We start from the raw sequence: 25,730 nt of genomic DNA, 5'->3' as shown, positions 1-25,730 counted from the left end.
CGGTCTCTGGTAAAATCCTGACGGCGATTTGTATGACGAAAAGAACAGGCAATGAAATCAGACTCACCCTCATTTGAAGAACAACAGTTTGCGCGCGCGCGACACCGTATCAGCATCCGACGACTGCTCAATCGCGACAAGACGCCGCTGGCGATTCTGCTGGGCGCTGCCGTGGTGGGAACGCTGGCGGGGCTGGTGGGCGTCGCGTTCGAAAAGGCCGTCAATGGCGTGCTTAACTGGCGTATTGGCACCGTTGCGGGTTACGCCGATCGCGAATGGCTGGTCTGGATCCTGGCGTTTGGTTTATCTGCACTGCTCGCCATGGTGGGCTATTTTCTGGTACGGAAATTTGCCCCGGAAGCGGGCGGTTCAGGGATCCCGGAAATAGAAGGGGCGCTCGAAGAGCTGCGTCCGGTCCGCTGGTGGCGCGTGCTTCCCGTGAAGTTTATCGGCGGGTTGGGGACGCTTGGTGCGGGAATGGTGCTCGGGCGCGAAGGGCCGACCGTACAACTGGGCGGTAATGTTGGCCGTATGGTCAGCGATCTGTTCAGGATGCGCAGTGCTGAAGCCCGCCATACGCTGCTGGCAACCGGTGCCGCCGCAGGCCTTTCCGCCGCGTTTAATGCCCCGCTGGCGGGGATCCTGTTTATTATCGAAGAGATGCGCGCGCAGTTTCGCTATAACCTGATCTCGATAAAAGCGGTGTTTACCGGGGTGATCATGTCGAGTATCGTCTTTCGCCTTTTCAATGGCGAAGGGGCGGTCATCGAGGTCGGGAAGCTCACCAATGCGCCGGTCAATACGCTGTGGCTGTATCTGATCCTCGGCATGATTTTTGGCATAGTTGGCCCGCTGTTTAACAGCCTTATTTTACGTGCTCAGGACATGTTCCAGCGGATCCACGGCGGCAACACGACCAAATGGGTGCTGGTGGGGGGGCTGCTCGGCGGCATGTGTGGGGTTCTGGGCTTTATCGAACCCAACGCGGCAGGTGGCGGCTTTGGCCTTATCCCCATTGCGGCGGCGGGAAATTTCAGCATTGGTCTTTTGCTGTTCATGTTCATCTCGCGGGTGATCACTACCGTACTCTGCTTCTCCTCCGGCGCACCTGGCGGCATTTTTGCCCCGATGCTGGCGCTGGGCACGCTGCTGGGAACCGCTTTTGGCATGGCGGCGGCCGTGGGTTTCCCGGCCTATAACCTTGAAGCCGGGACATTTGCCGTCGCCGGAATGGGGGCGCTGCTCGCCGCGTCCCTGCGTGCACCCTTGACCGGGATCGTGCTGGTGCTTGAGATGACGGACAATTACCAGCTCATTTTGCCAATGATCATTACCTGTCTCGGCGCGACACTATTAGCCCAATTCCTGGGTGGAAAACCGCTATACTCCACCATTCTTGCACGGACCCTGGCGAAACAGGAGGCTGAACGGGCCTCAACGCAGAATACTTGAATGAATTACCAGGGTATTAGATAATGAAAAAAAGAATTGGGTGATTTTTACCCAATAGCAGTATGCAGTATTCATGGGAGCATAAGATGAGTGATGACGTAGTAGCTGTACCGCTCGAATTTACCGAAGCAGCAGCCAAAAAAGTAAAAGTCCTGATTGCCGATGAAGACAATCCGGAACTGAAACTCCGTGTTTATATTACCGGTGGTGGCTGCAGCGGCTTCCAGTATGGTTTTACCTTTGACGACCAGGTGAACGAGGGCGACATGACCATCGAGAAGCAGGGCGTCGCGCTGGTGGTTGATCCGATGAGCCTGCAATACCTGGTCGGTGGTTCTGTTGATTACACCGAAGGTCTGGAAGGTTCGCGCTTTGTGGTGACCAACCCGAACGCAACAAGCACCTGTGGGTGTGGTTCGTCGTTCAGTATTTAAGAGGGTGCGGGATGATGCCCTCACCCCGGCAAAACGCTAAAAACGGTAACCTTGCGGTTACCGTTTTGCATTTACCTGCCATTCTCATCCAGCGCAAACGTCGGCAGCTTCAGGTGCCAGCGTATCGCCGCTAAACGTATTACCAGCGTCACGACCATCCCCAGCATCGCGGCATTTTCCAGCGGGACCGCAAAGGTGTAGTACGCGGTGGCGTGAACAATTCCCCCTACAATACAGGCCGTCGCGTAAATTTCAGTACGCAGGATCATCGGCACTTCACGCGCCAGAATGTCGCGAATGATCCCGCCGCCCACGCCGGTTAATACACCCATGCAGATCGCCACCATCGGACCGGTACCTGCATTAAACGCCTTATTAACGCCAATACCGACAAACACGGCGAGGCCGACGGCATCCAGCACCGGTAATATCCATTTGGGTAATCTGCGGGGCTGACGAACCAATACAATGGTCAACATGCAGGTGACCATCGCTACCACCAGATCGGTGGGATCTTTTACCCAAAACACCGGGCCATTTGCCAGCGCCATATCACGGATTGTTCCGCCGCCCACGGCGGTCACAACGCCCAGCACCAGCACGCCAAACGGATCCATGCGCAGTTTTCCGGCGAGTAAAACGCCGGAGATAGCAAAAACGGCTGTGCCAAGAATATCCAGCCAATACACGAGCATCGTTAAATCCTCGAAAAGTATTTATCTATGTTAGTGACTCTCTGCCAGCGCGGCACAGAGTTGTTTTGCGGCGAGGATAATACGCGGGCTGGCGCGTTCAAACCAGTCACCGTTGAGCGGGATCACCGGAATTTTAAGCTGGCTTTGCCAGAAGTGTTCAACTTTAGGAATATCGCTCGCATTTCCGACCACGACGATGGCCTGCGGCTGGCGTGCAAGCACCTGTTCACGGCTAACCTGAGGCCAGGGTACCCGGCTGGCTGCAAAGATATTTTCGCCGCCGCAGATTTCCAGCACCTGGTTCTGAATCGACCCTTTTCCGGTGGTGAACAACGGCTGGCTACCAAATTGCAGAAAGATGCGTTTTTTGGCGGGGGTGTTGTACCGGGATTTCAGCGCTGCATAGTCGCTGAGCATCTGTTTCGCAGCGTCCTCGGCTTTTTTGGGCGTGGGGCTAAAAGGGGCCAGATCGCGCAGCGTCTGGGCGATTTGCTCAATACTGACTGCGTCCACCCACATGACCTTAATACCCAGTGAGGTCAGTTGGTTGACCTGCCGCTCGGCATTGCCGCCACGCCAGGCCAGCACGAGGTCAGGCTTAAGCGCCACAATGCGCTCGAGATTCATTCCTTGCCAGGTCGCGACCTGCTCAATGCTGGCGGCCTGGGGGGGATAATTCGAAAAGCTACTCACGCCCACAGGGGTGATCCCGGCAGCAAAGGCCAGTTCGGTATTCGCGGGGGAGAGAGTAATCACACGCGGCATGGCGAAAAGCCATGCCGGTGCGAGAAGAAGCAGGGCGGCCAGCGCCCTGACGGTATGTTTAGCCACGAGCCAGTTTCTGCACCAGACGCTCCACCATCACGGTGGACTGTTTTGCCGCCACAACAAGGAACTCGTCAAAGCTAATGTGGGACTGCTGGTCTGCCACGTCAGAGATCGCGCGAACCACCACAAACGGTACGCTAAAGTTATGGCAAACATGAGCAATCGCGGTTGCTTCCATCTCAACGGCAACCGCCTGCGGGAAGTTATGGCGGATTTTCGCCAGGCTCACGGAGCCGTTAATGAACGCATCACCGCTGACAATGAGGCCGCGTACCGCGTTGAGGTTCAGTTCTGCGATGCAGCTTTCTGCCGCGGCAATCAGGTTGTCGTCGGCTTTAAACCCGGCCGGGCAACCCGGAAGCTGACCATATTCGTAGCCGAAGGCGGTCACGTCGGCATCGTGGTAACGTGCTTCGTCGGAAACGACGATATCACCCACTTTCAGCGTCGGCGCCAGACCGCCCGCAGAGCCGGTATTAACGATCACGTCCGGCTTGCAGCGTTCGAGCAGCAGGGTCGCACCCAGCGCAGCCGCAACTTTACCGATGCCAGATTTCAGCAGAGCCACGTCAACACCGTTCAGCTGGCCGGTGTAGATCTCACAACCACCCAGAGAGAGAGTCTGACGGTTCTCAATTTTGTCACGCAGCAGCGTAACTTCTTCTTCCATTGCACCAATAATGCCGATTTTCATAGATTTACTCGCGATGTGCCTTGTTAAGATGCATAGTCTATCATGCGGTTAAGGGGAAACGCATTCTCACGCGGGGGAGCACATGGCACCAATCAATTTTCGCACCAAAATTAACTGGCACCGACGTTTCCGTTCGCCGCAGGGCGAAAAGAGCGAACATGAGATCCTGCGTATCTTCGAGAGCGATCGCGGGAGGATCATTAACTCGCCCGCTATCCGGCGCTTGCAGCAAAAGACCCAGGTGTTCCCGCTGGAGCGTAACGCCGCGGTGCGCACGCGCTTAACCCACTCTATGGAAGTTCAGCAGGTTGGGCGCTACATTGCCAAAGAGATTTTGAGCCGCCTGAAAGAGCAGCGGCTGCTGGAAACTTATGGTCTGGATGAACTGACCGGGCCGTTTGAAAGCATCGTTGAGATGGCCTGCCTGATGCATGACATCGGCAACCCGCCCTTCGGGCATTTCGGCGAGGCGGCAATCAACGACTGGTTTAAGCAGCGGCTTTTCCCTTTGGACGCGAAAAGCCAGCCGTTGAGCGACGATCGCTGCGTGGTGAGGGATTTACGCCTGCGTGAGGGTGAAGAGAGCCTTAACGATCTGCGTCGCAAAGTCCGTCAGGATCTCTGCCATTTTGAAGGTAACGCGCAGGGGATCCGCCTGGTGCACTCCCTGATGCGCATGAATCTGACGTGGGCGCAGGTGGGCTGCATACTCAAATACACGCGCCCGGCCTGGTGGATGGGAGAAACGCCTGCCACGCACAGCTACCTGATGAAAAAGCCGGGCTACTATCTCTCTGAAGAGGCCTATATTGAGCGGCTGCGTAAAGAACTTTCATTAACGCCAAAGGGGCGTTTCCCATTGACGTGGATTATGGAAGCCGCCGATGACATTTCCTATTGCGTGGCCGACCTGGAAGACGCCGTTGAGAAAAGAATATTCAGCGTCGAGGAGCTTTATCAGCATCTTTATGATGCCTGGGGTAAACATGAAAAAGGGTCGCTGTTTTCTCAGGTCGTCGAAAATGCCTGGGAAAAATCGCGCTCGAATTCCCTCAGCCGCAGTACCGAAGATCAGTTCTTTATGTATTTGCGGGTCAATACATTAAATAAGCTGGTGCCTTACGCGGCGTCGCGCTTTATTGATAATTTGCCGCTGATTTTCAGCGGGGAATTCAATCACGCGCTGCTGGAAGATGACAGCAGTTTCAGTCAACTCCTTGAGCTTTATAAACATGTGGCGATGCGCCATGTGTTCAGCCATCCGGACGTGGAGCAATTAGAGCTGCAGGGATACCGGGTGATCAGCGGATTACTGGAAATTTATTCCCCGTTGCTTCACTTATCAGTCGATGAATTCAGCGAGCTGGTGGAACACGAGCGCGTGCGGCGAATACCTATCGAATCCCGGCTTTATCAGAAACTTTCTACCCGTCATCGTCTGGCGTATGTCGAAGCGATTGGTAAGCTGGAACGCCACTCCCCGGAATGGCCAGTGATGGAATATTATTATCGCTGTCGCCTTATCCAGGACTATATCAGCGGCATGACAGATTTATATGCCTGGGATGAGTACCGCAAGCTCATGGCCGTGGAATAAGCGCTGAGTTTTGTAAAGACGACCAATAAATTTTTACTTTTTCCATAAACTTAATCCCGGAACTAAGCGGTATAAAACGAATCTGAGTTACACAGCAATTTTGCGTTATCTGGTAAATCGAGATTGAGAAACATGAAAAAAACCACATTAGCAATGAGTGCACTGGCTCTGAGTTTAGGTTTAGCGCTGTCTCCTCTGACTGCTACTGCAGCCGAGACCGCGTCGTCGGCAGCAACCGCGCAGCAGATGCCAAGCCTGGCACCGATGCTCGAAAAAGTGATGCCATCGGTGGTGAGTATTAACGTTGAGGGCAGCACGACCGTCAATACGCCGCGTATGCCGCGTAACTTCCAGCAGTTCTTCGGCGACAACTCGCCGTTCTGCCAGGACGGTTCGCCATTCCAGAGTTCCCCGTTCTGTCAGGGCGGTGGGGCAGGAGATGACAGCCAGGGCGGCGGCCAGCAGCAGAAATTCATGGCGCTTGGCTCGGGTGTCATCATTGACGCCGCAAAAGGCTACGTAGTAACCAACAACCACGTTGTGGATAACGCCAGCACCATTAAAGTTCAGCTGAGCGACGGTCGTAAGTTCGATGCCAAAGTCGTGGGCAAAGATCCGCGCTCCGATATCGCGCTGATCCAGATTCAGGATCCGAAAAACCTGACGGCGATTAAGCTTGCCGATTCCGACGCGCTGCGCGTGGGTGACTACACCGTGGCAATCGGTAACCCGTTTGGCCTGGGCGAAACTGTGACTTCAGGTATCGTCTCTGCGCTGGGTCGTAGCGGCCTGAACGCGGAAAACTACGAAAACTTTATCCAGACGGATGCGGCGATCAACCGCGGTAACTCCGGCGGTGCGCTGGTGAATCTGAACGGTGAACTGATCGGTATCAACACCGCCATTCTGGCACCGGACGGTGGTAACATCGGGATCGGCTTTGCTATCCCAAGCAACATGGTGAAAAACCTGACCGCGCAGATGGTCCAGTATGGCCAGGTGAAACGCGGTGAGCTGGGTATCCTCGGGACTGAGCTGAACTCCGAGCTGGCGAAAGCGATGAAGGTTGACGCCCAGCGTGGGGCATTCGTCAGCCAGGTGATGCCAAATTCCTCTGCAGCGAAGGCGGGCATTAAAGCGGGGGATGTGATTACCTCCCTGAACGGTAAGCCGATCAGCAGCTTTGCCGCCCTGCGTGCAGAAGTGGGCTCGATGCCGATTGGCAGCAAAGTCACCCTCGGCCTGCTGCGCGACGGTAAGCCGGTTAACGTAAGCCTGGAGCTGCAGCAGAGCAGCCAGAATCAGGTGGATTCCAGCACCATCTTCAGCGGGATTGAAGGTGCCGAGATGAGCAATAAAGGCGCAGACAAAGGCGTGGTGGTGAACAACGTGAAAGCGAATTCACCGGCAGCCCGTATCGGCCTGAAAAAAGGTGATGTGATCATGGGCGCTAACCAGCAGCCGGTGAAAAACATCGCTGAACTGCGCAAAATTCTCGACAGCAAGCCTTCCGTGTTGGCGCTGAATATCCAGCGTGGTGATACCTCGCTTTATCTGCTGATGCAGTAATCCTCTCAAGCCCCTGTTCGCAGGGGCTTTCTCGTTTCTGTGACTGTTACCACAACTCCATACTTCTCCCTCTCTCTTTGTGCATTCGCACAATGCAGCCGTCGCTGAACTTCCCTATGCTTGAGCTCTGCTCACAGGAGGGTTACATGGCTGGCTGGCATCTTGATACCAAAATGGCGCAGGATATCGTGGCGCGCACCATGCGCATCATTGATACCAATATCAACGTGATGGATGCTCGCGGGCGCATTATCGGCAGCGGCGATCGCGAGCGTATTGGGGAATTGCACGAAGGTGCATTGCTGGTGCTCTCCCAGGGCCGCGTGGTAGATATCGACGATGCGGTAGCGAAACACCTGCATGGCGTACGTCAGGGCATCAATTTGCCGCTGCGCCTTGAAGGTGAGATTGTGGGGGTAATCGGTCTGACCGGCGAGCCGGAGTCGCTGCGTAAATACGGCGAGCTGGTCTGTATGACGGCGGAGATGATGCTGGAGCAGTCGCGCCTCATGCACCTTCTCGCCCAGGACAGCCGCCTGCGCGAAGAGCTGGTCATGAACCTTATACAGGCGGATGAGCATACGCCTGCACTCAGCGAATGGGCGCAGCGGTTGGGGATCGATCTGAACCAGCCGCGCGTGGTGGCGGTGATTGAGGTCGATAGCGGCCAGCTTGGCGTGGACAGCGCCATGGCAGAGCTGCAGCAGCTGCAAAATGCGCTGGCGACGCCGGAACGCAATAACCTGGTGGCGATTGTGTCTCTGACTGAAATGGTGGTGCTTAAACCCGCGCTCAATCAGTTTGGCCGCTGGGATGCAGAAGACCATCGCCGCCGTGTGGATCAGCTGATTGCACGCATGCAGGAGAACGGCCAGCTGCGTTTTCGCGTCGCGCTGGGCAACTACTTCACCGGGCCGGGCAGTATCGCCCGCTCCTGGCGGACCGCACGCACCACCATGATGGTGGGTAAACAGCGTATGCCGGAAAGCCGCAGTTATTTCTATCAGGATTTGATGCTGCCGGTGCTGCTCGACAGCCTGCGCGGCGGCTGGCAGGCCAACGAGCTGGCGCGGCCATTAGTGCGCCTGAAAGCCATGGACAACAACGGCCTGCTGCGCCGTACATTGCAGGCCTGGTTCCGTCACAACGTGCAGCCGCTGGCGACCTCGAAGGCGCTGTTTATTCACCGAAATACCCTGGAGTATCGGTTAAACCGGATTTCGGAGCTGACGGGACTGGATCTGGGGAATTTTGACGACAGGCTGCTGCTGTATGTGGCGCTGCAGCTGGACGAACAGAGATGATGGTGTGTACGGTTTTCACCCTCTCCCTGTGGGAGAGGGCCGGGGTGAGGGCATCAGGCCGCACCCAACTTATTTGTTGCGAGTTAATTTCTCAAGATCTGCTTCAATCTCGCTGATCTTATTCGTCACAACGCTTTCAAGGTGACGCAGATCGTCAAGGATCTTACGCTTGAGATCAACTTCAGTGCGGTCGCGCTGGCAGATCTGATCGAGTTCATCGATCACATAGCGCAGGTTAGGGCTGATTTCCTGTACTTCTTTGTAACCCTGACCGATGCCGTCAGCCACCACGGTTTTGCGCTGGCGTGGATATTTAAACTTCACGCTTTTGGCGAAAAACTCACCTTTGTCCTTGTGAAAATAGATTTTAAGAATATCGTTATTGGCTTCCTGACGGAGGCTGTAACGATCAATTTCATCAGGATTGGTAATGCCCAGACTTTTCAGATTATCGTACATAGCGGTACCCTTGATCTCAACATAACCTTTGAATAATTAACGAAAAAATCTATTTTCGCCACCCTCAGATACAAAAAAAGCGGGGTTGCCCCCGCTTTTTGTTATACCCGATTAATCGATGGTGCGCAGCAACTCGTTGATGCCCACTTTACCGCGGGTTTTCGCATCCACTTTCTTCACGATAACCGCGCAGTACAGGCTGTATTTACCGTCTTTAGACGGCAGGTTGCCGGAAACCACCACAGAACCCGCTGGAACGCGACCGTAGTGAACTTCACCGGTTTCGCGGTCATAAATACGGGTGCTCTGGCCGATGTAAACGCCCATGGAGATCACGGAGCCTTCTTCCACAATCACGCCTTCAACCACTTCAGAGCGTGCGCCGATGAAGCAGTTGTCTTCGATGATGGTTGGGTTAGCCTGCAGCGGCTCCAGTACGCCACCGATGCCGACGCCGCCGGACAGGTGAACGTTTTTACCGATCTGCGCGCAAGAGCCGACGGTCGCCCAGGTGTCCACCATGGTGCCTTCGTCAACGTAAGCACCGATGTTCACGTAAGATGGCATCAGCACGGTATTGCGTGCGATGAACGCGCCCTGACGCACTGCCGCAGGTGGTACCACGCGGAAGCCTTCTTTCTGGAAGCGCGCTTCGTCGTAGTCAGCGAATTTCATTGGCACTTTATCGAAGTAGCGGCTTTCTGCTCCATCGATAACCTGGTTATCGTTGATACGGAAAGAGAGCAGCACGGCTTTCTTCAGCCATTGATGAGTGACCCACTGACCGTCGATTTTTTCTGCCACGCGTAATGCGCCGGAATCCAGCAGGGAAATAACCTGGTTTACCGCTTCACGGGTCACGGTATCCACATTTGCCGGGGTGATCTCGGCGCGACGCTCAAAAGCGGACTCAATAACGTTCTGTAACTGCTGCATTGTTTACTCTTTCCATTTCACTAAAAAACACGTCACCCTTTATCGTTTGGATTGAGGGCTGCTGTCAACCGTTGTTGCACTTCAAGCTGCAGGTCATTATTAAGGGCACGCCGGTCCGCTGTGGCGATTATAAATAAATCTTCTACTCGCTCGCCAATGGTTGTAATTCGGGCCCCGTGAAGCGAAATTCCCAGATCGGCAAAAACCTGGCCGACGCGAGCAAGCAGCCCTGGCTGGTCGAGCGCGATCAGCTCCAGGAACGATTTACGGTCGGTGTGGGTCGGCAGGAAATTGACCTCGGTATCGACGGTAAAATGACGCAATTTTGCAGGCTGGCGACGCGGCTGCGGCGGTTGCCAGCTGCGCTGGGTAATGGCCTGCTCCAGACCAAAACGAATCCCTTCATGCCTGTCCGACGACAGCGGGCTGCCGTCCGGCTCCAGCACAATAAAGGTGTCCATTGCCATGCCGTCGCGGGTGGTGAAAATCTGCGCGTCATGAACGCTCAGATTACGCCTGTCCAGTTCGGCGCAGACGGCGGCAAACAGATAGGGGCGGTCCGGGCTCCAGATGAAGATCTCCGTGCCCCCGCGCGTGGCCTGCGGGCTGAGCAGGATCATCGGCTTCGACAAATCGTGCTTCAGCAGATGCCGCGCGTGCCAGGCAAGCTGGTTTGGGCTGTGGCGCACAAAGTAGTTGGCGCGACAGCGCGCCCAGATCTGATGCAGCGCCTCTTCATCAATATTATCCATCCGCAGCAGCGCCAGCGCCTGCAGCTGATGGTGACGCACGCGCTCGCGCATGTCCGGGGTGTTTTGCATACCACGGCGCAGCTGTTTTTCGGTAGCGAAGTACAGTTCGCGCAGCAGGCTCTGCTTCCAGCTGTTCCACAGGGTTTCGTTGGTGGCGCAAATATCCGCCACCGTCAGGCAGACCAGATAGCGCAGGCGGTTTTCCGTTTGCACCTCTTCGGCGAATTGCTTAATGACTTCAGGATCCTGAATGTCACGACGCTGTGCGGTAACCGACATTAGCAGGTGATGACGGACCAGCCAGGCCACCAGCTGCGTTTCGCGTGAGTTCAGCCCGTGCAGCTCAGCAAATTTCAGCACGTCCTGCGCCCCCAGCACCGAGTGGTCGCCGCCGCGACCTTTGGCGATATCGTGGAACAGGGCGGCGATCAGGATCAGTTCAGGATGGGAGAGGCGTGGCCACAGTTCAACGCACAGCGGGTGGCGGGATCGCGTCTCTTCTTTCGCAAAGCTTTCCAGCTTAAGCATGACGCGGATCGTGTGTTCATCCACGGTGTAAGCGTGGAAAAGATCGAACTGCATCTGACCAACAATATGCGACCACTGGGGCATATACGCCCACAGCACGCTGTGGCGGTGCATCGGCAGCAGGCCGCGGCTGACGGCACCCGGATGGCGCAGCATGCTCAGGAACAGGGCGCGCGCTTCCGGGATATAGCACAAAGGCTGAGTCAGATGACGGCGCGCATGGCGCAGATGACGCAGGGTGGTGGAGTAGATCCCGGTGATCGTGCTGTTGCGAACCATGGTATAGAACATCCGCAGAATCGCTTCCGGCTCGCGGATGAACAGCGTTTCGTCGCGCAGATCGATAAGCGTCCCGCGCAGCTGGAACTCATCATCAATCGGGCGCGGTTTCTCGTCTGCCGTCAGGGCCAGAATGGCCTCGTCGAACAGCTGCAGCAGCATCTGGTTCAGCTCGGTCACCCGGCGGGTGACGCGGAAGAAATCCTTCATCATGTGCTCAACCGGCTCGTTGCCTTCGCCCTGGTAATTCAGGCGCTGCGCCACGCTGAGCTGGCGATCAAACAGTAGGCGGTTATCGTAGCGGGTGACTTCCAGATGCAGGGCAAACCGGATGCGCCACAGCAGGTGCAGGCACTCGTTTAGCTCGTTACGCTCGGCCTCGGTGAGGAAGCCGAAGCCGACCATCTCATCCATTGACGTCGCGCCAAAGTGGCGACGGGCGACCCACTGCAGGGTATGAATGTCGCGCAGGCCGCCGGGGCTGCTTTTAATATCGGGTTCAAGATTATAGCTGGTGCCGTGGTAACGCTGGTGGCGCTGGTTTTGCTCCTCGACCTTCGCGGCGAAGAACTTTTCTGACGGCCAGAAACCGTCGCTAAAGATGTGTTTTTGTAGCTCCAGGAACAGCGCGACGTCACCAATCAGCAGGCGGGTTTCAATCAGGTTGGTGGCGACGGTCAGGTCAGATAGCCCCTCCAGCAGACACTCTTCCAGGGTGCGCACGCTGTGGCCCACTTCCAGCTTCACGTCCCAGAGCAGGGTCAGCAGTTCGCCAATTTTTTGCGCCTGTTCGTCCGGCAGCTTTTTGCGGCTTAAGATCAGCAGGTCGATATCGGAAAGCGGATGCAGTTCACCGCGACCATAGCCCCCGACGGCAACCAGCGCGACGTCGCTAATCTGCCCGAAGCCGTAATCGATCCACAGGCGTTGCAGCAGTTGGTCGATAAACTCGGTGCGTGCTTCGATGAGCTGCTCGGCGGAAATACCTGCGTCAAACGCGCTACTGAGCCAGCGCTGGAAGACATCCATATGTGCTTTGATATCGGCACACTTCAGCTCATGCGGCGGCCAGACGCCCGGGTTGTCGGGCTGGTCGGGAAGGGTGGGAAGGGCTGTGTTAGCATACTGTTCGGGTAAAAGATTACTCATCGTGCGCCACCCATAAGAAAAAGCTATCGCCATTAAAAAAGCCGGCATTCGCCGGCTCTTTTATCACTCAATGTTCGTCAGTATCGCCGGGATGGTGTCATCCTTGCGCAACGTCATAATTTCGCAGCCGTTGTCTGTTACCACAATAGTATGCTCGTACTGTGCAGACAAGCTTCTGTCTTTGGTTTTCACCGTCCAGCCGTCTTTCATGGTGCGGATGCGGTAATCGCCAGAGTTAACCATTGGCTCAATGGTGAAGGTCATGCCTTTCTGCAGCACCACGCCGCCGTCATCCGCATCGTAGTGCAGAACCTGCGGCTCTTCGTGGAAGACGCGACCAATGCCGTGCCCGCAGTACTCGCGCACCACGGAGAAACCTTCCGCTTCCACGAACTTCTGGATAGCCGCACCGATAGTGCGCAGACGGATGCCTGGTTTCACCATCTTCAGTGCCAGGTAGAGGCTCTCTTGCGTCACTTTACACAGGCGCTCGCCGAGGATGGTCGGTTTGCCTACGATGAACATCTTAGAGGTGTCGCCGTGGTATTCGTCTTTAATGACGGTCACGTCGATGTTAACGATGTCGCCATCTTTCAGCAGTTTTGCGTCGTCCGGAATACCGTGACAAACCACTTCATTTATAGAGATGCACACGGATTTTGGAAAACCGTGGTAGCCGAGGCAGGCGGAGACCGCGTGCTGCTCGTTGACGATGTAGTCATTACAGATGCGATCCAGCTCGCCAGTGCTGACGCCCGGCTTCACGAACGGCTCGATCATTTCCAGCACTTCAGCGGCCAGACGACCGGCGACGCGCATCTTTTCAATTTCTTCAGGAGTCTTAATAGAGATAGCCATGTAATCTGTCCATCGGTGTCGATTTTTCGACAATACTAGTTCAAGTGTCGTCAATGGTAACAGTCTGGCGCACCCACTGCCAAATTGAGAATCATTAACAGCACACACCGTCAACAATTATTGGTTTCTGGCCGTGTTTTGTGGTATAAAGCGCGCCGGACTTCCGATCCATTTCAGATACACAGGCTGGACGGAAGCGACAAATCTCACTTTGTGTAACAACACACACGTATCGGCACATATTCCGGGGTGCCCTTTGGGGTCGGTAATATGGGATACGTGGAGGCATAACCCCAACTTTTACTATAGAGGTTTTAAACATGGCAACTGTTTCCATGCGCGACATGCTCAAGGCTGGTGTTCACTTTGGTCACCAGACCCGTTACTGGAACCCGAAAATGAAGCCTTTCATCTTCGGCGCACGTAACAAAGTTCACATCATCAACCTTGAGAAAACTGTACCAATGTTCAACGAAGCCCTGGCTGAGCTGAACAAGATCTCTTCCCGTAAAGGTAAGATTCTGTTCGTTGGTACTAAGCGCGCTGCAAGCGAAGCTGTGAAAGATGCTGCTAACAGCTGCGACCAGTTCTTCGTGAACCATCGCTGGTTGGGCGGCATGCTGACCAACTGGAAAACTGTTCGTCAGTCCATCAAACGCCTGAAAGATCTGGAAACCCAGTCTCAGGACGGTACTTTCGATAAGCTGACTAAGAAAGAAGCGCTGATGCGTACTCGTGAACTGGACAAGCTGGAAAACAGCCTGGGCGGTATCAAAGATATGGGCGGCCTGCCAGACGCGCTGTTCGTAATCGATGCAGACCACGAGCACATCGCAATCAAAGAAGCTAACAACCTGGGTATCCCGGTATTCGCTATCGTTGATACCAACTCCGATCCGGACGGTGTTGACTTCGTTATCCCGGGTAACGACGACGCAATCCGTGCTGTTAGCCTGTACCTGAGCGCTGTAGCTGCTACCGTTCGTGAAGGCCGTTCCCAGGATCTGGCTTCTCAGGCGGAAGAAAGCTTCGTAGAAGCTGAATAATAAGGTTTTACCCCTTATTAGTACCGTGTATGAATAGGGGCCAATTATCGGCCCCTTTTTTCAATTTATACTGTTTGGCTTATGGCCGGGCAGTTCACATCTCCCGAGGATTTAAGAATGGCTGAAATTACCGCATCCCTGGTAAAAGAGCTGCGCGAGCGTACTGGCGCAGGCATGATGGATTGCAAAAAAGCGCTGACTGAAGCGAACGGCGACATTGAGCTGGCAATCGAAAACATGCGTAAATCCGGTGCGATCAAAGCAGCTAAGAAAGCAGGCAACGTTGCTGCTGACGGCGTGATCATCACTAAAATCGACGGCACCTACGGTATCATTCTGGAAGTTAACTGCCAGACTGACTTCGTTGCTAAAGATGGCGGTTTCCAGGCATTTGCGAACAAAGTACTGGACGCAGCTGTTGCTGGCAAAATCACTGACGTTGAAGTTCTGAAAGCACAGTTCGAAGAAGAACGTGTTGCGCTGGTTGCTAAAATCGGTGAGAACATCAACATCCGTCGCGTATCTTCCCTGGAAGGCGAAGTACTGGGTTCTTACCAGCACGGCGCACGTATCGGTGTTCTGGTTGCGGCTAAAGGCGCTGATGAAGAGCTGGTTAAACAGCTGGCAATGCACATCGCTGCAAGCAAGCCAGAATTCGTTAAGCCAGAAGACGTGTCTGCTGAAGTGGTAGAGAAAGAGTACCAGGTTCAGCTGGACATCGCGATGCAGTCTGGTAAGCCTAAAGAAATCGCAGAGAAAATGGTTGAAGGCCGCATGAAGAAATTCACCGGCGAAGTTTCTCTGACTGGCCAGCCTTTCGTTATGGATCCAAGCAAGTCTGTTGCTCAGCTGCTGAAAGAGCACAACGCTGACGTAACTGGCTTCATCCGCTTCGAAGTGGGCGAAGGCATCGAGAAAGTTGAGACTGACTTCGCAGCAGAAGTTGCTGCAATGTCCAAGCAGTCTTAATGATTGAAAAGGAGCCGCCTGAGGGCGGCTTCTTTTTGTCACCCGTCATACAAAATCAGACAGGTTACTGTATCCCTGCGCTGGTTTGCGGCATAACATGTCGCCAGAATTAACCCCATCTTAATCGTTGACAGTCTCAGGAAAGAAACATGGCTACCAATGCAAAACCCGTGTACAAACGCATTCTGCTTAAGCTGAGTGGCGAAGCGCTGCAGGGAACGGAAGGCTTCGGTATTGACGCAAGCATCCTTGACCGCATGGCACAGGAAATCAAAGAACTGGTCGAACTGGGTATTCAGGTTGGCGTGGTCATTGGCGGTGGCAACCTTTTCCGTGGTGCTGGTCTGGCGAAAGCGGGGATGAACCGCGTTGTGGGCGACCACATGGGTATGCTGGCAACCGTGATGAATGGCCTGGCCATGCGTGATGCGCTCCATCGCGCCTATGTGAACGCCCGCCTGATGTCCGCTATTCCTCTGAACGGCGTGTGCGATAACTACAGCTGGGCAGAAGCCATCAGCCTGCTGCGCAACAACCGCGTGGTGATCCTCTCCGCCGGTACGGGTAACCCGTTCTTTACCACCGATTCCGCTGCCTGCCTGCGCGGTATCGAAATCGAAGCCGATGTGGTGCTGAAAGCGACCAAAGTGGATGGCGTGTTTACTGCCGATCCGGCAAAAGATCCGTCTGCGACCATGTACGATCAGCTGAGCTACAGCGAAGTGCTGGATAAAGAGCTGAAAGTAATGGATCTTGCCGCCTTCACGCTGGCTCGTGACCACAAACTGCCGATCCGTGTCTTCAACATGAACAAGCCGGGCGCACTGCGCCGCGTTGTAATGGGCGAAAAAGAAGGCACTTTGATCACGGAATAATTTCCGTCGGCGATAAATACAGGTAAGATTCCGCTTTACTTTGTAGTGGTATCTTACCCGGACGCGCCTTTGGCGTTGTCATGAATTAAACGCGACTATACTTAGCACACCTGTAGCGCTGTGCTGGCGGTTAGTCTGCCTGAGACAAGTTTTCAAGGATCCGTAACGTGATTAACGACATCAGAAAAGATGCTGAAGTACGCATGGATAAATGCGTAGAAGCGTTCAAAAACCAAATCAGCAAAATCCGTACTGGCCGTGCTTCTCCAAGCCTGCTGGATGGCATCATCGTAGAATACTACGGTACGCCAACTCCACTGCGTCAGCTGGCGAGCGTTACCGTAGAAGATACCCGTACGCTGAAAATCAACGTATTCGATCGTTCAATGAGCCCGGCTATTGAGAAAGCGATCATGGCGTCTGACCTCGGTCTGAACCCAAGCTCTGCGGGTGCTGACATCCGCGTTCCGCTGCCTGCGCTGACCGAAGAACGTCGTAAAGACCTGATCAAAGTGGTGCGCGGTGAAGCTGAGCAAGGTCGTGTTTCCGTACGTAACGTACGTCGCGACGCGAACGATAAAGTAAAAGCGCTGCTGAAAGAAAAAGAGATCAGCGAAGATGATGACCGTCGTTCCCAGGATGACGTGCAGAAGATGACCGACGCGGCTATCAAGAAAATTGATGCGGCGCTGGCAGATAAAGAAGCGGAACTGATGCAGTTCTGATTTCTGTCGTACACTGATAAACGCCGTTCAGGGGACGTTGTGTCTTACTGGCGGCGTTTTGCTTTTATCTGGTCTAACTTTTTTCCGGGCATCTCATGAAGCATTTAACACTCCTTGGCTCAACCGGCTCTATCGGTTGCAGCACTCTTGACGTGGTTCGCCATAATCCTGAAAGCTACACCGTGACCGCCCTTGTGGCCGGTAAAAACGTGCAGCGCATGGTGGAGCAGTGTCTGGAGTTTACGCCCCGCTTTGCGGTGATGGATGACGAAGAGAGTGCTCGCCAGGTGAAAGCGCAGCTGCAGGAAAAGGGCAGCCGCACCGAGGTGCTCAGCGGTCAGCAGGCGGCATGCGAGATGGCGGCGCTGGATGAGGTCGATCAGGTGATGGCCGCTATCGTTGGGGCGGCTGGGCTTCTGCCGACGCTTGCCGCTATTGATGCCGGTAAAGATGTTCTGCTGGCGAATAAAGAGTCGCTGGTGACCTGCGGACGCCTGTTTATGGAGGCGGTCAAGCAGCGCGGAGCACGTCTTTTACCGGTTGATAGTGAACACAACGCCATTTTTCAGAGTTTGCCGCAACCTTTTCAACAGAACCTGGGGTACGCTGACCTGGAGCAGAATGGCGTCGTGTCGATTCTGCTCACCGGGTCTGGTGGCCCGTTCCGTGAAACGCCACTGTCAGAACTGAGCGCAATGACGCCGGATCAGGCGTGCCGTCATCCGAACTGGTCGATGGGTCGTAAGATCTCCGTTGATTCAGCCACCATGATGAATAAAGGTCTGGAATACATTGAAGCGCGCTGGCTGTTTAATGCGTCAGCGAAACAGATGGAAGTGCTGATCCACCCGCAATCGGTGATTCACTCTATGGTGCGCTATCAGGATGGCAGCGTGCTTGCTCAGTTGGGCGAACCGGATATGCGCACGCCTATTGCTCACGCCATGGCGTGGCCAAACCGTGTGATATCCGGGGCAAAACCGCTCGATTTCTGCAAGCTGAGTTCACTGACCTTTAGCGAGCCTGATTACGACCGTTACCCGTGCCTTAAGCTCGCGATGACGGCCTTTGACCAAGGGCAGGCGGCGACGACGGCACTGAATGCAGCGAATGAAGAGACCGTTGAGGCATTTCTGAATCAGCAGATCCGCTTTACTGATATCGCAGCAATGAATCTTTCAGTGCTTGAATTGATGGATTTGCGCGAGCCACAAAGCGTGGAAGAGGTGCTGGCGGTCGATGCAGAGGCTCGCATTGTTGCGCGTAAACTGGTGACACGTCTCGCAAGCTGGTGATAAAGCAGCCACTAGTCGTCGTGCTATTTGTTAGCGTTGTGCTTCAGTGATATAGTCTGCGCCACCTGATCGCAGGTATTTGACTTTATGTGGTCAGGTAAGCCGTGGTTTGACACGGCTTTTTTATGTATAGGCTTCAGTATTCCTGTGTACCGTTAAATCCTTTTCAGGGACTAAAAACGCGTTATGTTGTCTGCGAATCAACCAATGAGCGAAAACTTGCCAGCGCATGGCTGTCGTCATGTAGCAATCATCATGGATGGCAACGGCCGCTGGGCGAAAAGACAAGGGAAGATACGAGCCTTTGGGCATAAAGCGGGGGCGAAGTCCGTTCGCCGCGCCGTTTCTTTTGCCGCCAATAACGGCATTGATGCGTTAACGCTCTATGCTTTTAGCAGTGAGAACTGGAATCGACCACCGCAGGAAGTGACTGCGTTGATGGAACTGTTTGTGTGGGCGCTCGATAGCGAAGTAAAAAGCCTGCACCGCCACAACGTCCGCCTGCGTATTATTGGCGAAACCAGTCGTTTTAACTCACGTTTGCAGGAACGGATTCGCAAAGCAGAAGCGCTGACGGAAAATAATACCGGCCTGACGCTCAATATCGCGGCGAATTACGGCGGACGCTGGGATATTATTCAGGGCGTTCGGCATCTTGCCGAGCAGGTTCAGGAAGGGCTGTTGAGACCCGACCAAATTGATGAAGAGGCGCTCAGTCGGCAAATCTGCATGAATGAACTGGCGCCTGTGGATTTGGTAATAAGGACAGGGGGAGAACACCGCATAAGTAACTTTTTGCTTTGGCAAATCGCCTACGCCGAACTTTACTTTACTGATGTTCTTTGGCCCGATTTTGATGAACAAGACTTTGAAGGTGCGCTGCATGCCTTTGCCAATCGAGAGCGTCGTTTCGGCGGCACCGAGCCTGGTGGCGACAAAGCCTGATGGGGGTAGCTTTTGCTGAAGTATCGCCTGATTTCCGCTTTTGTATTAATACCCATTGTCATTGCGGCGCTGTTTTTACTGCCCCCAGTGGGATTCGCGATTGTTACGCTGGTGGTGTGCATGCTTGCCGCCTGGGAATGGGGACAGTTTAGCGGCTTTACCTCGCGCACACAGCGGGTATGGCTGGCGGTGCTTTGTGGCTTTATCCTGGCCCTGATGCTGTTCACGTTGCCTGAATATCATCACGATATTCACCAACCGCTGGTTGCCGGATCCTTATGGATATCGCTGGCATGGTGGGTTGCTGCGCTTGTATTGGTGCTTTTTTATCCAGGCTCTGCGGCGCTGTGGCGAAATTCTAAAGTGTTGCGCCTTATTTTTGGTCTGCTCACAATTGTTCCATTTTTCTGGGGTATGGTCGCGCTGCGCGCCTGGCACTATGACGAAAACCACTATAGCGGTGCCCTCTGGCTGCTTTATGTGATGATTCTCGTCTGGGGGGCTGACTCTGGAGCCTATATGTTTGGTAAACTGTTCGGCAAACATAAACTGGCGCCGAAGGTTTCCCCGGGTAAAACCTGGCAAGGATTCATCGGCGGCCTGTTTACGGCGGCGATCATCTCCTGGGGTTATGGCCTCTGGGCGAATCTGGAGGTTGCACCGTCAACATTGCTGGTGTGCTCAATTTTCGCTGCGCTGGCCTCGGTGCTGGGTGATCTCACCGAAAGTATGTTCAAGCGTGAAGCAGGGATTAAAGACAGTGGTCACTTGATTCCAGGCCATGGCGGGATACTGGATCGTATTGACAGCCTGACGGCGGCTGTTCCAGTGTTTGCTTGCTTGCTTTTACTGGTATTCGGGACGATTTAACGGAAGGTTTTATGCTGAGCATTCTCTGGAATCTGGCGGCGTTCATTGTTGCACTGGGTGTACTGATTACCGTGCATGAATTTGGCCATTTCTGGGTTGCTCGACGCTGTGGCGTGCGGGTGGAGAGATTTTCCATCGGGTTTGGTAAATCGCTCTGGAAGCGTACCGATCGCCATGGCACCGAGTTTGTCATCGCCCTTATTCCGCTGGGTGGCTACGTTAAAATGCTCGACGAGCGCGTCGAGCCTGTTGCGCCAGAACTGAGACACAGCGCGTTTAACAACAAAACCGTTGGGCAACGTGCTGCCATCATTGCTGCCGGTCCGGTAGCCAATTTCATCTTTGCTATCTTCGCTTACTGGCTGGTGTTTATCATCGGTGTCCCTGGCGTGCGTCCGGTTGTCGGTGAAATTGCCCCTGGCTCTATCGCAGCGAGTGGGCAAATTGCACCTGGGATGGAACTTAAAGCGATTGATGGCATCGAAACCCCTGATTGGGATGCCGTGCGATTGCAGCTGGTTGCGAAAATTGGTGATGAGAAGACGACTGTCAGCGTGTCGCCTTTTGGATCAGACCAGCGGCAGGAAAAAGTGCTGGATTTACGCCACTGGAGTTTCGAACCCGACAAAGAAGATCCCGTTTCCGCTCTGGGGATTCGGCCGCGCAGCGCGCAAATCGAACCGGTATTAGCCGAAGTACAGGCTAACTCCGCAGCGAGTAAAGCGGGTTTGCAAGCGGGCGACAGGATCGTTAAAGTCGATGGTCAACCATTAACACAATGGATGACCTTTGTTACTCTGGTACGCGATAATCCGGGTACATCGCTCGCGCTGGAAGTGGAAAGACAGGGGAGTCCGCTCTCACTGACGCTGATTCCGGATACCAAATCGAGCAGCGGAAAGGCAGAAGGGTTTGCAGGCGTTGTGCCGAAAGTGATACCACTGCCAGATGAGTACAAGACAATACGCCAGTATGGGCCGTTCAGCGCCATCCTTGAAGCCACGGATAAAACATGGCAACTGATGAAGCTGACGGTAAACATGTTGGGGAAATTGATAACCGGTGATGTGAAACTGAACAACCTCAGTGGGCCTATTTCGATTGCTCAGGGGGCTGGGATGTCAGCGGAGTTCGGGGTGATTTACTATCTCATGTTTCTCGCGCTCATTAGCGTGAACCTCGGGATAATCAACCTGTTCCCGCTTCCCGTATTAGACGGGGGCCATCTGCTGTTTTTAGCCATTGAAAAGCTAAAAGGCGGACCGGTATCCGAGCGAGTTCAAGACTTTAGTTATCGCATTGGCTCGATTTTGCTGGTGCTGTTAATGGGGCTTGCACTTTTCAATGATTTCTCTCGGTTGTAAGAGAGTGTTAGGAAGAACGCATAATAACGATGGCGATGAAAAAGTTGCTCATAGCGTCGCTGCTGTTTAGCAGCGCCACCGTATACGGTGCTGACGGGTTCGTAGTGAAAGATATTCATTTCGAAGGCCTCCAGCGTGTCGCCGTTGGTGCGGCCCTCCTCAGTATGCCTGTGCGCCCCGGCGATACGGTTAATGATGAAGATATCAGTAACACCATCCGTGCTCTGTTTGCCACTGGCAACTTTGAGGACGTTCGCGTTCTGCGCGATGGTGATACGCTGCTGGTACAGGTAAAAGAACGTCCAACGATCGCCAGTATCACCTTCTCCGGCAACAAGTCGGTGAAAGATGACATGCTCAAGCAAAACCTTGAAGCATCCGGTGTTCGTGTGGGGGAGTCCCTGGACCGCACAACCCTTGCAGACATTGAAAAAGGTCTGGAAGACTTCTATTACAGCGTCGGTAAATACAGCGCCAGCGTGAAAGCGGTAGTGACGCCGCTACCGCGTAACCGTGTTGACCTGAAACTGGTCTTCCAGGAAGGTGTTTCTGCGAAGATCCAACAGATCAACATTGTGGGTAACCACGCGTTCAGCACCGACGAGCTGATCTCAACGTTCCAGCTGCGTGACGAAGTGCCGTGGTGGAACGTGGTGGGCGATCGTAAATACCAGAAACAGAAACTGGCAGGCGACCTTGAAACCCTGCGCAGCTATTATCTGGATCGCGGTTATGCCCGTTTCAACATTGATTCAACTCAGGTCAGTCTGACTCCGGACAAGAAAGGGATCTACATTACGGTTAACATCACAGAAGGCGATCAGTACAAGCTTTCTGGCGTTGAAGTAAGTGGAAACCTGGCGGGGCATTCTGCTGAGATCGAGTCGCTGACCAAAATTCAGCCGGGCGATCTGTATAGCGGTTCTAAAGTCACCAAAATGGAAGACAGTATTAAAAAGCTGCTCGGCCGCTATGGTTACGCCTATCCGCGCGTACAAACTCAGCCGGAAATCAACGACGCAGAGAAAACCGTTAAGTTGCACGTGAACGTTGATGCGGGTAACCGTTTCTACGTGCGTAAGATCCGCTTCGAAGGTAACGATACTTCTAAAGATTCCGTTCTGCGCCGCGAAATGCGCCAGATGGAAGGGGCGTGGTTGGGTAGCGACCTGGTTGACCAGGGTAAAGAGCGTCTGAATCGTCTGGGTTACTTCGAGACGGTTGATACTGATACCCAGCGTGTACCAGGCAGCCCGGATCAGGTTGATGTCGTCTATAAAGTAAAAGAGCGTAACACCGGTAGCTTCAACTTCGGTGTGGGCTACGGTACTGAAAGCGGTGTGAGCTTCCAGGTCGGTGTTCAGCAGGATAACTGGCTGGGGACGGGGTACTCTGTTGGTATCAACGGTACCAAAAACGACTACCAGACCTACTCTGAGTTTTCTGTCACAAACCCATACTTCACCGTTGACGGTGTGAGCCTGGGGGGTCGTATCTTCTATAACGACTTTAAAGCAGACGACGCGGATCTGTCCTCCTATACCAACAAGAGTTACGGTGTAGACGGTACGCTCGGCTTCCCTGTGAACGAATACAACACCCTGCGTGCGGGCTTAGGTTATGTGCATAACGACCTGTCCAACATGCAGCCGCAGGTGGCAATGTGGCGTTATCTGGATTCCATTGGTCAGTCGGCAAGTACGTCCAGCGATGACAACGGTTTCGCGGCGGATGACTTCACCTTCAACTACGGCTGGACCTATAACCGCCTTGACCGTGGCTACTTCCCTACGGAAGGTTCTCGCGTCAACCTGAACGGTAAAGTGACCATTCCTGGCTCTGATAACGAGTTCTACAAGTTGACGCTGGACACGGCGTCTTACTTCCCAATTGATGATGACCACAAGTGGGTTGTCCTGGGTCGTACTCGTTGGGGTTACGGTGACGGGATTGGCAGTAAAGAGTTGCCGTTCTATGAGAACTTCTATGCGGGCGGTTCCAGCACCGTTCGTGGCTTCCAGTCCAACAACATTGGTCCGAAAGCGGTCTACTACGGCGGTAATGACGAAGATAACTGCGCAAGCCGTGATCCGAAACAAGTATGTAGCTCTGATGATGCAGTCGGCGGTAACGCCATGGCCGTGGCGAGCCTTGAGTTCATCACGCCTACGCCGTTCATCAGCGACAAGTACGCGAACTCTGTCCGTACCTCCTTCTTTATGGATGCGGGTACGGTGTGGGATACCAACTGGGAGAATACCGCCCAGATGCGTGCGGCAGGTGTTCCAGACTACAGCGATCCGGGCAACATTCGCATGTCCGCAGGTATCGCATTACAATGGATGTCACCGCTGGGGCCGTTGGTCTTCTCTTACGCCCAGCCGTTTAAGAAATACGATGGAGACAAAGCGGAGCAATTCCAGTTTAACATTGGTAAAACCTGGTAATAATTCGCTGCAAAGGAATGCGTTGGCAGTGTAGCGCTGACAACTGGCGATCGGTAACACGATCGCCTTGCCACGCAAAGAACGGTACCTTCAGGTGCCAATGGGATGGTAAGGAGTTAATTGTGAAAAAGTGGTTATTAGCTGCAGGTCTCGGTTTAGCGATGGCAACTTCTGCTCAGGCAGCGGACAAAATCGCAATCGTCAACATGGGTAATTTGTTCCAGCAAGTTGCACAGAAAACGGGCGTTTCTGCGACGCTGGAAAACGAATTCAAAGGCCGTGCTAGCGAACTGCAACGTATGGAAGGCGACCTCCAGACTAAAATGCAGCGTCTGCAGCGCGATGGTTCTACCATGAAAGCAAGCGATCGCAGCAAGCTGGAAAAAGACGTGATGGCTCAGCGTCAGACCTTCTCCCAGAAAGCGCAGGCTTTCGAGCAGGATCGTCAGCGTCGTTCTAACGAAGAGCGCGGTAAACTGGTTACTCGCATTCAGTCTGCAGTTAAAGCTGTTGCTGCCGACCAGAGCATCGATCTGGTTGTTGATGCGAATGCCGTTGCTTTCAACAGCAGCGATGTTAAAGACATCACCGCTGATGTTCTGAAACAGGTTAAATAAGTAATGCCTTCAATTCGACTGGCTGATTTAGCTCAGCAGTTGGATGCAGAATTACACGGTGATGGCGATATCGTCATCACCGCTGTTGCGTCCATGCAATCTGCTAAAGCTGGCAACATCACTTTCATGGTAAGCCCTAAGTACCGTGAACACCTGGCTCAATGCCAGGCGTCTGCCGTTGTTCTGACGCAGGACGATCTTCCGTTTGCCACTGGCGCTGCTCTGGTAGTGAAAAATCCCTACCTGACGTATGCACGCATGGCCCAAATTCTTGATACCACGCCGCAGCCGGCGCAGAACATTGCGGCTAGTGCCTCAATTGATCCGACGGCTCAGCTGGGTAACAACGTTGCAGTTGGCGCAAACGCTGTCATTGAATCCGGCGTTGTGCTGGGTGACAACGTGGTGATTGGTCCTGGCTGCTTTGTTGGTAAAAATACGAAGATTGGTGCAGGGTCCCGCTTGTGGGCCAATGTATCTGTCTACCACGAGGTTGAGATTGGCGAAAATTGCCTCATTCAATCCAGCACGGTGATTGGTTCTGACGGTTTCGGTTACGCCAACGATCGGGGTAACTGGGTTAAGATCCCACAGTTGGGTCGCGTGATTATCGGCGATCGTGTTGAGATCGGTGCCTGTACCACTATTGACCGCGGTGCGCTTGACGACACCATTATTGGCAATGGTGTTATCATTGATAACCAGTGCCAGATTGCACATAACGTTGTGATTGGCGACAATACCGCAGTTGCGGGCGGCGTGATCATGGCAGGCAGCCTCAAAATTGGCCGTTACTGCATGATTGGCGGTGCCAGCGTGATCAACGGCCATATGGAAATATGCGACAAAGTGACGGTGACAGGTATGGGCATGGTTATGCGTCCTATCACTGAACCTGGCGTCTATTCCTCAGGCATTCCGCTGCAACCGAACAAGGTCTGGCGTAAAACAGCTGCTCTGGTGATGAATATTGATGATATGAGCAAGCGTCTCAAAGCGATTGAGCGCAAAATCGATCAACAAGACTAAGCGTTCATCCGTTT

Annotated in this window: 23 protein-coding genes; 16 read left to right on the top strand and 7 right to left on the bottom strand. The window is 54.0% G+C overall.

All coding sequences use genetic code 11. From position 1 onward, the window contains the following. Positions 1-51: 51 nt before the first annotated feature. Positions 52-1,452, top strand: a complete 1,401-nt coding sequence (clcA, locus tag AC2T6E_RS10650; protein WP_486691624.1) for a H(+)/Cl(-) exchange transporter ClcA — start codon at positions 52-54, stop codon at positions 1,450-1,452. 86 nt (positions 1,453-1,538) lie between these two features. After that, a complete protein-coding gene (erpA, locus tag AC2T6E_RS10645) occupies positions 1,539-1,886 on the top strand; it encodes an iron-sulfur cluster insertion protein ErpA (protein WP_010426752.1) in 348 nt (115 codons plus the stop codon). Between the two features lie 71 nt (positions 1,887-1,957). Here the strand turns inward: erpA and AC2T6E_RS10640 are convergent, their stop codons facing one another. From AC2T6E_RS10640 to mtnN, 3 genes are read right to left on the bottom strand one after another with little or no spacing between them, the layout of a single operon-like run. Further along, positions 1,958-2,581 carry a TRIC cation channel family protein gene (locus AC2T6E_RS10640; RefSeq protein WP_108417049.1) on the bottom strand — a complete coding sequence of 208 codons (624 nt, stop codon included), beginning with the start codon at positions 2,579-2,581 and terminating at the stop codon, positions 1,958-1,960. Positions 2,582-2,611: 30 nt separating this feature from the next. Further along, positions 2,612-3,412 (bottom strand): vitamin B12 ABC transporter substrate-binding protein BtuF, encoded by an 801-nt coding sequence (btuF, locus tag AC2T6E_RS10635; RefSeq protein WP_108417048.1) that lies wholly within the window; start codon positions 3,410-3,412, stop codon positions 2,612-2,614. Then, entirely contained in the window at positions 3,405-4,103 is a 699-nt protein-coding gene (mtnN, locus tag AC2T6E_RS10630) for a 5'-methylthioadenosine/S-adenosylhomocysteine nucleosidase (protein WP_460212920.1), read from the bottom strand. The genes btuF and mtnN overlap by 8 nt, the downstream gene beginning before the upstream one ends. An 82-nt stretch (positions 4,104-4,185) precedes the next feature. Between mtnN and dgt the strand changes: the two genes are divergently transcribed. The 3 genes from dgt (at position 4,186) to AC2T6E_RS10615 (ending at position 8,573) form a co-directional block, all read left to right on the top strand. Then, the gene (dgt, locus tag AC2T6E_RS10625; protein WP_486691620.1) at positions 4,186-5,700 is read left to right on the top strand and encodes a dGTPase; all 1,515 of its coding nucleotides are present in this window, start codon (positions 4,186-4,188) and stop codon (positions 5,698-5,700) included. Between the two features lie 132 nt (positions 5,701-5,832). After that, complete coding sequence (gene degP, locus AC2T6E_RS10620) at positions 5,833-7,269, top strand: serine endoprotease DegP (RefSeq protein ID WP_010426743.1); 1,437 nt, start codon at positions 5,833-5,835, stop codon at positions 7,267-7,269. A gap of 146 nt (positions 7,270-7,415) precedes the next feature. Continuing rightward, on the top strand, positions 7,416-8,573 hold the full coding sequence (locus AC2T6E_RS10615; protein WP_010426741.1) for a CdaR family transcriptional regulator: 1,158 nt from the start codon (positions 7,416-7,418) through the stop codon (positions 8,571-8,573). 69 nt (positions 8,574-8,642) lie between these two features. Here the strand turns inward: AC2T6E_RS10615 and AC2T6E_RS10610 are convergent, their stop codons facing one another. The 4 genes from AC2T6E_RS10610 to map all read right to left on the bottom strand — a co-directional run bounded on the left by AC2T6E_RS10610 (position 8,643) and on the right by map (position 13,534). Beyond that, positions 8,643-9,032, bottom strand: coding sequence for a DUF3461 family protein (locus tag AC2T6E_RS10610; protein WP_010426739.1), 390 nt, complete (start codon positions 9,030-9,032; stop codon positions 8,643-8,645). A gap of 111 nt (positions 9,033-9,143) precedes the next feature. Next, a complete protein-coding gene (dapD, locus tag AC2T6E_RS10605; RefSeq protein WP_008501915.1) occupies positions 9,144-9,968 on the bottom strand; it encodes a 2,3,4,5-tetrahydropyridine-2,6-dicarboxylate N-succinyltransferase in 825 nt (274 codons plus the stop codon). A gap of 32 nt (positions 9,969-10,000) precedes the next feature. Next, complete coding sequence (glnD, locus tag AC2T6E_RS10600; RefSeq protein WP_010426735.1) at positions 10,001-12,676, bottom strand: bifunctional uridylyltransferase/uridylyl-removing protein GlnD; 2,676 nt, start codon at positions 12,674-12,676, stop codon at positions 10,001-10,003. Positions 12,677-12,739: 63 nt separating this feature from the next. Then, positions 12,740-13,534 carry a type I methionyl aminopeptidase gene (map, locus tag AC2T6E_RS10595; protein ID WP_010426734.1) on the bottom strand — a complete coding sequence of 265 codons (795 nt, stop codon included), beginning with the start codon at positions 13,532-13,534 and terminating at the stop codon, positions 12,740-12,742. A 320-nt stretch (positions 13,535-13,854) separates the two neighbouring features. On the opposite strand from map, the gene rpsB reads away from it, so the two are divergent. The 11 genes from rpsB (at position 13,855) to lpxD (ending at position 25,716) form a co-directional block, all read left to right on the top strand. Further along, positions 13,855-14,580, top strand: a complete 726-nt coding sequence (gene rpsB, locus AC2T6E_RS10590; protein ID WP_003856207.1) for a 30S ribosomal protein S2 — start codon at positions 13,855-13,857, stop codon at positions 14,578-14,580. Between the two features lie 117 nt (positions 14,581-14,697). Further along, positions 14,698-15,549, top strand: coding sequence for a translation elongation factor Ts (gene tsf, locus AC2T6E_RS10585; protein ID WP_028015579.1), 852 nt, complete (start codon positions 14,698-14,700; stop codon positions 15,547-15,549). Between the two features lie 149 nt (positions 15,550-15,698). After that, entirely contained in the window at positions 15,699-16,424 is a 726-nt protein-coding gene (pyrH, locus tag AC2T6E_RS10580; RefSeq protein WP_006173609.1) for a UMP kinase, read from the top strand. Between the two features lie 167 nt (positions 16,425-16,591). Continuing rightward, positions 16,592-17,149: a ribosome recycling factor gene (frr, locus tag AC2T6E_RS10575; protein WP_006173607.1), complete on the top strand. Its 558-nt coding sequence runs from the start codon at positions 16,592-16,594 to the stop codon at positions 17,147-17,149. A 95-nt stretch (positions 17,150-17,244) separates the two neighbouring features. Further along, on the top strand, positions 17,245-18,444 hold the full coding sequence (gene ispC, locus AC2T6E_RS10570) for a 1-deoxy-D-xylulose-5-phosphate reductoisomerase (RefSeq protein ID WP_182402857.1): 1,200 nt from the start codon (positions 17,245-17,247) through the stop codon (positions 18,442-18,444). Between the two features lie 186 nt (positions 18,445-18,630). Continuing rightward, complete coding sequence (gene ispU, locus AC2T6E_RS10565; protein ID WP_089599138.1) at positions 18,631-19,389, top strand: (2E,6E)-farnesyl-diphosphate-specific ditrans,polycis-undecaprenyl-diphosphate synthase; 759 nt, start codon at positions 18,631-18,633, stop codon at positions 19,387-19,389. Positions 19,390-19,401: 12 nt separating this feature from the next. Continuing rightward, positions 19,402-20,259 carry a phosphatidate cytidylyltransferase gene (gene cdsA / locus AC2T6E_RS10560; protein ID WP_010426717.1) on the top strand — a complete coding sequence of 286 codons (858 nt, stop codon included), beginning with the start codon at positions 19,402-19,404 and terminating at the stop codon, positions 20,257-20,259. Positions 20,260-20,270: 11 nt separating this feature from the next. After that, positions 20,271-21,623, top strand: a complete 1,353-nt coding sequence (gene rseP, locus AC2T6E_RS10555) for a sigma E protease regulator RseP (protein ID WP_042719072.1) — start codon at positions 20,271-20,273, stop codon at positions 21,621-21,623. 29 nt (positions 21,624-21,652) lie between these two features. Then, on the top strand, positions 21,653-24,070 hold the full coding sequence (gene bamA / locus AC2T6E_RS10550) for an outer membrane protein assembly factor BamA (RefSeq protein ID WP_042719073.1): 2,418 nt from the start codon (positions 21,653-21,655) through the stop codon (positions 24,068-24,070). Between the two features lie 122 nt (positions 24,071-24,192). Further along, positions 24,193-24,687, top strand: coding sequence for a molecular chaperone Skp (gene skp / locus AC2T6E_RS10545; RefSeq protein ID WP_010426710.1), 495 nt, complete (start codon positions 24,193-24,195; stop codon positions 24,685-24,687). A 3-nt stretch (positions 24,688-24,690) separates the two neighbouring features. Then, on the top strand, positions 24,691-25,716 hold the full coding sequence (gene lpxD, locus AC2T6E_RS10540; RefSeq protein ID WP_126545048.1) for a UDP-3-O-(3-hydroxymyristoyl)glucosamine N-acyltransferase: 1,026 nt from the start codon (positions 24,691-24,693) through the stop codon (positions 25,714-25,716). Positions 25,717-25,730: the final 14 nt, after the last annotated feature.

This window comes from Enterobacter sp. B79-1 (assembly GCF_057444735.1).
This window is presented reverse-complemented; position numbering and strand designations above follow the sequence as displayed.